Source organism: Burkholderia sp. Se-20378 (assembly GCF_017104665.1).
Taxonomy (GTDB): domain Bacteria; phylum Pseudomonadota; class Gammaproteobacteria; order Burkholderiales; family Burkholderiaceae; genus Burkholderia; species Burkholderia lata.
Genome location: NZ_JAAGPG010000487.1, coordinates 1 through 6,316 on the forward strand (window position 1 = coordinate 1; position 6,316 = coordinate 6,316).

Consider the following 6,316-nt stretch of genomic DNA (forward strand, 5'->3'; position numbering starts at 1 on the left):
TGCCGCGCTGGCCGGCCGCGCGGCGCTGGCGCGCGCCGGCCGTCGAATACGCGTCGAGCTTGCGCACGACCGTCTCGAAATCCTCGTACGAGTAGTGCATCAGCTTGCCGGACAGTCGCTGCGCGGCGCCGTCGAACACGAGGCGCTCGTGCACGAGATCGTCCGAGAAGCGCGCGGCGCCGCGCCGGAACAGGCGCGGGATCCAGTCCGGATACCAGCCGCTGTGGTGGATCCATTGGCCGCAGAAGCTCGACAGCCGGTCGACGGCATAAACTTGCGCGGCCGGCGCGCGGATCGTGTCGCGGATCGACTGCGCGAGCTCCGGAGTGACGACTTCGTCGGTATCGAGGGACAGGATCCAGTCGGTGTCGAGCGTGTCGAGCGCGCGGTTCTTCTGCGGGCCGAAGCCCGGCCAGTCGCGCTCGACGATCACGCGCGCGCCGTGCGCCTGCGCGATCGCGACGGTATCGTCGGTGCTGCCGCCGTCGATGACGACGACGTCGTCGGCGAACGACAGCGCGGCAAGGCACTGCGCAAGCCGCGCGGACGCGTTGAGGGCGATGAGGGCGACGCCGAGGGAGGGTTCAGCCATGAAATCGTCGGAAAGGCGGAGAAAACGGTGAGCGGCAGTATACCCGCGGCCCGGCCGCCGCCCGTATCGGCCATGACCGTGCCGGCCGGGGCGGTGCGGCTATAATGTTGAGCCCTTTTCGGCACCCGCCCGACAGGGCGACACCCCGGGCGGCCACGTCCGGGCGCCGCTTCGCGGCTCAAGAAGGATTGCCTTGGAAACCCAGAACACTCTTCGCAAACCGATGGACGGCACCGGCACCTCGCCCGTCACGGTCCTCAAGCGCCTGTGGCCGTACATCCGGCCGCTGATCGGCATCGTGGTGCTCGCCGTGATGACGATGGGCGTCGTCGCGGCCACCGAGGCCGGGATCCCGGCGCTGCTCAAGCCGCTGCTCGACCACGGCTTCGGCGCGCACGGCAGCGACCGCGCGAAATGGTACGTGCCGATGGCCGTGATCGGGCTTGCGCTCGTGCGCGGCGTATCGCAGTACGCGTCGAATTACCTGCTCAACTACGTATCGAACCGCATCCTGCTGCAACTGCGGCTCGAGATGTTCCAGCGGATGCTGCACACGGGCGCGTCGTTCTTCCAGCGCGAGACGGCGAGCACGGTGATCAACGCGATCGTGTTCGAGGTCAACCAGATCCTGTCGGTGCTGACCGGCGTGATGGTCACGCTCGTGCGCGATTCGCTGACGGTGATCTTCCTGCTCGGCTACCTGTTCTACCTGAACTGGCGGCTCACGCTGATCGTCGCGGTGATCCTGCCGGGCATCGGCTGGCTGGTCAGCAAGATCAACCGCCGCCTGCGTCGCCTGAACCGCGAGCACCAGACGCTGACCAACGAGCTGTCGTACATCGTCGAGGAGACGGTTGGCGGCTACAAGGTCGTCAAGGTGCACAACGGTGAAGCGTACGAGATGGACCGCTTCACGCAGATGAGCAAGCGCCTGCGCGGCTACGCGATGCGCATGACGATCTCCGGCGGCCTTGCGCAGCCGCTCACGCAGTTCCTCGCGTCGATCGCGCTCGCGGTCGTGATCACGATCGCGGTCGTGCAGTCGTCGAACGACCAGACGACGGTCGGCGGCTTCGTCGCGTTCGTCACGTCGATGCTGCTGGTGATCTCGCCGCTCAAGCACCTGATCGACGTCAACCAGCCGCTGCAGCGCGGGATGACGGCTGCCGAGCTGATCTTCGGGCTGATCGACGAGCCGGCCGAGCCGCAGGGCGGCGGCCGGCCGCTGGCACAGTCGCGTGGCGACATCGAGTTCCGCAACGTGTCGTTCGACTACGGCGCGGCCGAGCGGCCGACGCTCGACCGCATCTCGTTCAAGGTCGCGCCTGGTGAAATGATTGCGCTCGCGGGCCCGTCCGGCAGCGGCAAGACAACGCTCGTGAACCTGCTGCCGCGCTTCTTCGACCCGACCGACGGGGCAATCCTGGTCGACGGCGTGCCGGTTGCCGACTACGACCTCCACGCGCTGCGCGGCCAGATGGCGATGGTCAGCCAGGACGTCGTGCTGTTCAACGACACGATCGCCGCGAACGTCGCGTACGGGCAGACGCCCGACCGCGCGCGCGTGCAGGCCGCGCTCGAGGCCGCGAACCTCGCCGATGCGGTCGCCGCAATGCCCGACGGGCTCGACACGCTCGTCGGCGGCAACGGGATGCGGCTGTCCGGCGGCCAGCGCCAGCGGCTCGCGATCGCGCGCGCGATCTACAAGGACGCGCCGATCCTGATCCTCGACGAAGCGACGTCGGCGCTCGACTCGGAATCGGAGCGCCACGTGCAGGCCGCGCTCGAACGGCTGATGGAAGGCCGCACGACGCTCGTGATCGCACACCGGCTGTCGACGATCGAGCGCGCGGACCGCATCCTCGTGCTCGAGGCCGGCAAGATCGTCGAAGAGGGCAGCCACGACGAATTGCTGCGCCACGGCGGCCTCTACGCGCACCTGCACCGGATCCAGTACCAGCAGCAGGCAGCGTAACGCACGGTCATGTGCGCGGTCATGTGGCCGCGCGATACCGTGTGCTAGTCTTCATCGGGTAGTCCGAGTGGTTTCGTTCGACGTGACAACACGGAGGGAAGGCACGATGAAGAAGATGCACGGGATGATGCTGGCCGCGGTGATCGCGGCGGGTTTCGCCGCGCCGGCCGCGATGGCGCAGGATCACGACAACCGCAACGACCAGGGCGACCATGGCATGCAGCACGGCCATGGCCCGAAACGCATGCCACCCGGCCAGATGCGCCACGAGGAAGACGTGCCGCCGCGCTGGGCCGACCAGCCGCGCCGCGAGTGGCACAAGGGCGACCGGCTGCCCCCCGAGTTCCGCGATCGCCAGTACGTGATCGACGACTGGCGCGGCTATCACCTGAGCCCGCCGCCGCGCGGCTATCAATGGGTCGGCGTCGGCGGGGATCACCTGCTGGTGCAGATCGGTTCCGGCATCGTGCTGCGGATCGGCGACTGACCCGGCCGGCTGCCCGGCACGGATCGCGATGCCGCGATGCGCGCCGGGCAGCCGGTTCACCGCATCACTTTGCCGCCGCGTGGCGGAACCAGCGGCGTTCGATTTTCGACATCACCCAGCACACGCCCAGCGCACACACGGTGCCGAGCGTGACCTCGCCGAGCCGCATCAGCGGAATGTCCCACAGCGGGCCGTCGCCCGGAAACAGCAGCACGATCGTCGCGGTTACGCCGCCGAGCCGTGCCGCGCTGCCGACATTCAGGCACCAGCAGCAGACGATCACGACCGCGACGGTAATCGCGTAGGCGACGAGGCGGTCGCCGCCGAGCGCCGCGCCGGCGAAGCCGAGCACGCCGCCGACCATCGCGCCGATGAACTGGTCGCGCGACAGCGACATCGTGTCCGAGTAGTTGTGCTGCGTCACGGCGATCGCGGTGATCGCCGCCCACACGGCCTGCTCGGTGTGCAGCGCGCGGCTGATCACGTACGCGAGACATGCGCCGCACACGGCCTGCAGCGCCATCAGCCCGCCCTGCGCGAGCCGTTCGCTGAATGACAGCCCCTTGAACAGATCGAAGATCGACTGCTGGATCTGCTGGCGGGCTTCGTTGAGTGTCCTGATCGTATCCATCATGCGTTGGCCAAGAAGCGGGTGACGGCGGCGCGCCGGTGTCAGCGCGCCTGTTCGGGTGATGCGGCGGCCGGTTCGTCGGCGGCCGCGTCACCGTTCTCGACGCGCGTTTCGGGCATCACGAGCCAGACCAGCAGCACCGCGAGCGCACCGGCGCCCGCGAGCCCGAAGAAGCTCACGGCGTTGCCGAAGTGATCGGCGACGTAGCCGGCCGCGGCCGTGCTGAGCGTCGCGCCGATCCCGGCCGCGAGCCCGAACAGCCCGATGCACAGGTTGTAGCGGCCCTTGCCGCCCGCGACGTCGGCCGCGATCAGCGGCAGCATCACGCCGAATACGGCCGCGCTGATGCCGTCGAGCATCTGCACCGGCACCAGCAGGTACGGGCTGCTCACGCCCGCGAACAGCAGCGCGCGCACCGGCAGTGCCGAGAACCCGAGCAGCAGGATCGGCCGGCGCCCCCAGCGTTGCGCGGAGCGGCCGACCCACGGCGACAGCATCGCGACGATCGCCTGCGGCACGATGATGCACGCGGCGATCACGAGCTGCACGTTCTCGCCCATCCCGGCCGTGACTTCGCCGGCCGCGAGGTTCAGCATCGCCGCGTTCGACAGGTGGAACAGCACGACGCACGCCGCGAAGATCAGCATCCGGCGGTCGCGCAGCAGCTCGAGGAGCGTTTCGCGTTCGCCGGCTTCGTCGTGGTCGTCGGGCTTCGACGACTGCGGGATCACCTCGTGCGTCGGCTGGATCATCGCGAGTGCGAACAGCGCGGGCAGCGCCAGCACGGCGGTCAGCCAGAACACCGCGCGCGCGGAGAAGTATTCGCCGGTGAGCCCCATCAGACCCGCCGCGACGGCGCTGCCGATCGACGCCCAGCGCGCGTTGCGGCCGAGCCGGTCGCCGAGGTCGGCGCGGCCGACGAGCGAGAATGAGATCGCGGCCATCGCCGGCACGAGCATGCAGCTCGCGAAGCCGTGGAACACCTCGGCGGCGATCACCGGCACGATCGTCGGGCTCGACGCGAGCAGCACAGCGGACAGGATGATGGCCGCGATGGCCCACGCGGCCGCGCCTTTCTTGTTCTTCAGCGCATCGACGGCCGCGCCGCCCGGCACCTGGCTGACCATCGCGCTGATCGTGCCGATCGACAGCACCATGCCGATCTCGCCCTGCGTCCACTTGTGCGACGCGAGGTAGGACGCGATGAACGGACCGAACCCTGTTTGAACGTTTGCAACGAAGAAGTTGAGCCAGTCGAGGGACCGGAGACTGCGTGCGCTGACGGAATGCTTGATCGTCATCGGGTTGCACTCGCAGACGAAGCCGGCACCGGTGCCGGGGCAACAGGCGGGAAGACCGCGACGATCGGCTTGTCGGCCGCGTAGGGCGGCGACGCCTTGATCTGTGCGTCGTTCAGGTCGAGTTGCGGGTGCAGCGCCTTGTCGCGCGTGACGAAGCGCAGTGCGCCCCAGCTCGCGGCGATTGAACGGCGGTCGGTATTGACGAGGCCGCCGAGGTCGAGCACGACCGCCTGCGGCTGCGATGCGCGGTCGATCAGCACGTCGACGATACGGCCGATTTTCGTGCCGTTCGGGCGCTCGACGTCGCTGTCGAGCATCGGCAGTCGCGTCGCGGGCGAGGCCGCGGCCGAACCGGACAGCGGCACGGCCTTGGGCCGTGCGGCCGGCGGCAGGTCGCCCGACGGCACGTCGAGCACGATCGGCTCCTGTTTGCCGCCCGGCGTGAAGCGGAACACGTTCCACGGGAAGATGACCTTGCGGTCGCCCACGCCCATGAAGCCCTGCAGGTTGACGATCATCTCGCGCGGCTTGCCGCTCGCGTCGGTCACCATGTCGACCGCGCGGCCGATCACCTTGCCGTTGCGGCGCGCGACTTCGCTGTCGAGCAACGCGTGGATCTGGGTGCGGTCGAGCGGGCGCGTCGCGACGATCGGCGGGGGCGGAGGCGGCGGCGGTGTCGGCGATTCGGGGCGCTGCACGGGCTTCGGCCGCGCGACTTCGCGATGCGGCTTCTTCGGCGCTTCCGGTTCCTCCGGGTGCGTCGGCGCGGGCACGGGCGGCATCGTCAGCGGTTCGCCGGCGGTTTCCTCGATCGGCTCGACGAGCGCCTCGCTGATTGGCGCGGGCGGGTTCTGGACCGGCAGCAGCCCGCAGCCGGACAGCAGCGCGGCGGCGGCGAGAATCAGGAAGACCGTCGAGGACGGCAACGACTTGCTGCGGGATGCGGGAAACGGAAGTCCGCCGCTCATTGACACTCACTCCATGGGTCGGGGGCGGCCCGAGGGCACGCGGCTGGCGATGGATGGCGGGTGCGGGCGGCGCACCACGCGAGGTGAGATTTTAACGTGTCTTGCTTTCAGGACCGATTTCGATGGCTTGCTGGAGGCGGACTGTCGGGAAAAGGAAGGGATCGTGGGGTGAGGAAGAGGCTGGATGCCGGCTGCCGCCAGGGCCAAGGCCAAGGCCAAGGCCAAGGCCAAGGCCAAGGCTAAGGCTAAGGCTAAGGCTAAGGCTAAGGCTAAGGCTAAGGCTAAGGCTAAGGCTAAGGCTAAGGCTAAGGCTAAGGCTAAGGCTAAGGCTAAGGCTAAGGCTAAGGCTAAGGCTAAGGCTA

At 68.6% G+C, this 6,316-nt stretch carries 6 protein-coding genes; 2 read left to right on the top strand and 4 right to left on the bottom strand.

Annotation, left to right across the window (positions count from 1 at the left end):
- Positions 1-592: glycosyltransferase family 2 protein (locus G3N93_RS31900; protein WP_206134748.1), on the bottom strand; the 592-nt coding region annotated here is incomplete at its 3' end.
- Positions 593-815: 223 nt separating this feature from the next.
- Between G3N93_RS31900 and msbA the strand changes: the two genes are divergently transcribed.
- Positions 816-2,567, top strand: a complete 1,752-nt coding sequence (gene msbA / locus G3N93_RS31905) for a lipid A export permease/ATP-binding protein MsbA (protein ID WP_241026776.1) — start codon at positions 816-818, stop codon at positions 2,565-2,567.
- A 106-nt stretch (positions 2,568-2,673) separates the two neighbouring features.
- Positions 2,674-3,054 (top strand): RcnB family protein, encoded by a 381-nt coding sequence (locus G3N93_RS31910; RefSeq protein WP_011352768.1) that lies wholly within the window; start codon positions 2,674-2,676, stop codon positions 3,052-3,054.
- A gap of 64 nt (positions 3,055-3,118) precedes the next feature.
- On the opposite strand, the gene G3N93_RS31915 is transcribed toward G3N93_RS31910, so the two are convergent.
- Genes G3N93_RS31915 through G3N93_RS31925 form a run of 3 tightly spaced genes read right to left on the bottom strand, consistent with a single transcriptional unit; the run spans position 3,119 to position 5,954 of the window.
- A complete protein-coding gene (locus G3N93_RS31915; protein WP_174942898.1) occupies positions 3,119-3,685 on the bottom strand; it encodes an aromatic acid exporter family protein in 567 nt (188 codons plus the stop codon).
- A gap of 41 nt (positions 3,686-3,726) precedes the next feature.
- The gene (locus tag G3N93_RS31920) at positions 3,727-4,986 is read right to left on the bottom strand and encodes an MFS transporter (protein WP_174942716.1); all 1,260 of its coding nucleotides are present in this window, start codon (positions 4,984-4,986) and stop codon (positions 3,727-3,729) included.
- Positions 4,983-5,954 (bottom strand): PRC-barrel domain-containing protein, encoded by a 972-nt coding sequence (locus G3N93_RS31925; RefSeq protein WP_206134749.1) that lies wholly within the window; start codon positions 5,952-5,954, stop codon positions 4,983-4,985. Before G3N93_RS31925 ends, G3N93_RS31920 begins: the two co-directional genes overlap by 4 nt.
- Positions 5,955-6,316: the final 362 nt, after the last annotated feature.

Excerpts from the sequence above, each read along its gene's own strand:
- msbA (WP_241026776.1), top strand. The coding sequence starts at position 816 with ATGGACGGCACCGGCACCTCGCCCGTCACGGTCCTCAAGCGCCTGTGG.
- G3N93_RS31910 (WP_011352768.1), top strand. The coding sequence starts at position 2,674 with ATGAAGAAGATGCACGGGATGATGCTGGCCGCGGTGATCGCGGCGGGT.
- G3N93_RS31925 (WP_206134749.1), bottom strand. The coding sequence starts at position 5,954 with ATGAGCGGCGGACTTCCGTTTCCCGCATCCCGCAGCAAGTCGTTGCCG.
- G3N93_RS31920 (WP_174942716.1), bottom strand. The coding sequence starts at position 4,986 with ATGACGATCAAGCATTCCGTCAGCGCACGCAGTCTCCGGTCCCTCGAC.
- G3N93_RS31915 (WP_174942898.1), bottom strand. The coding sequence starts at position 3,685 with ATGGATACGATCAGGACACTCAACGAAGCCCGCCAGCAGATCCAGCAG.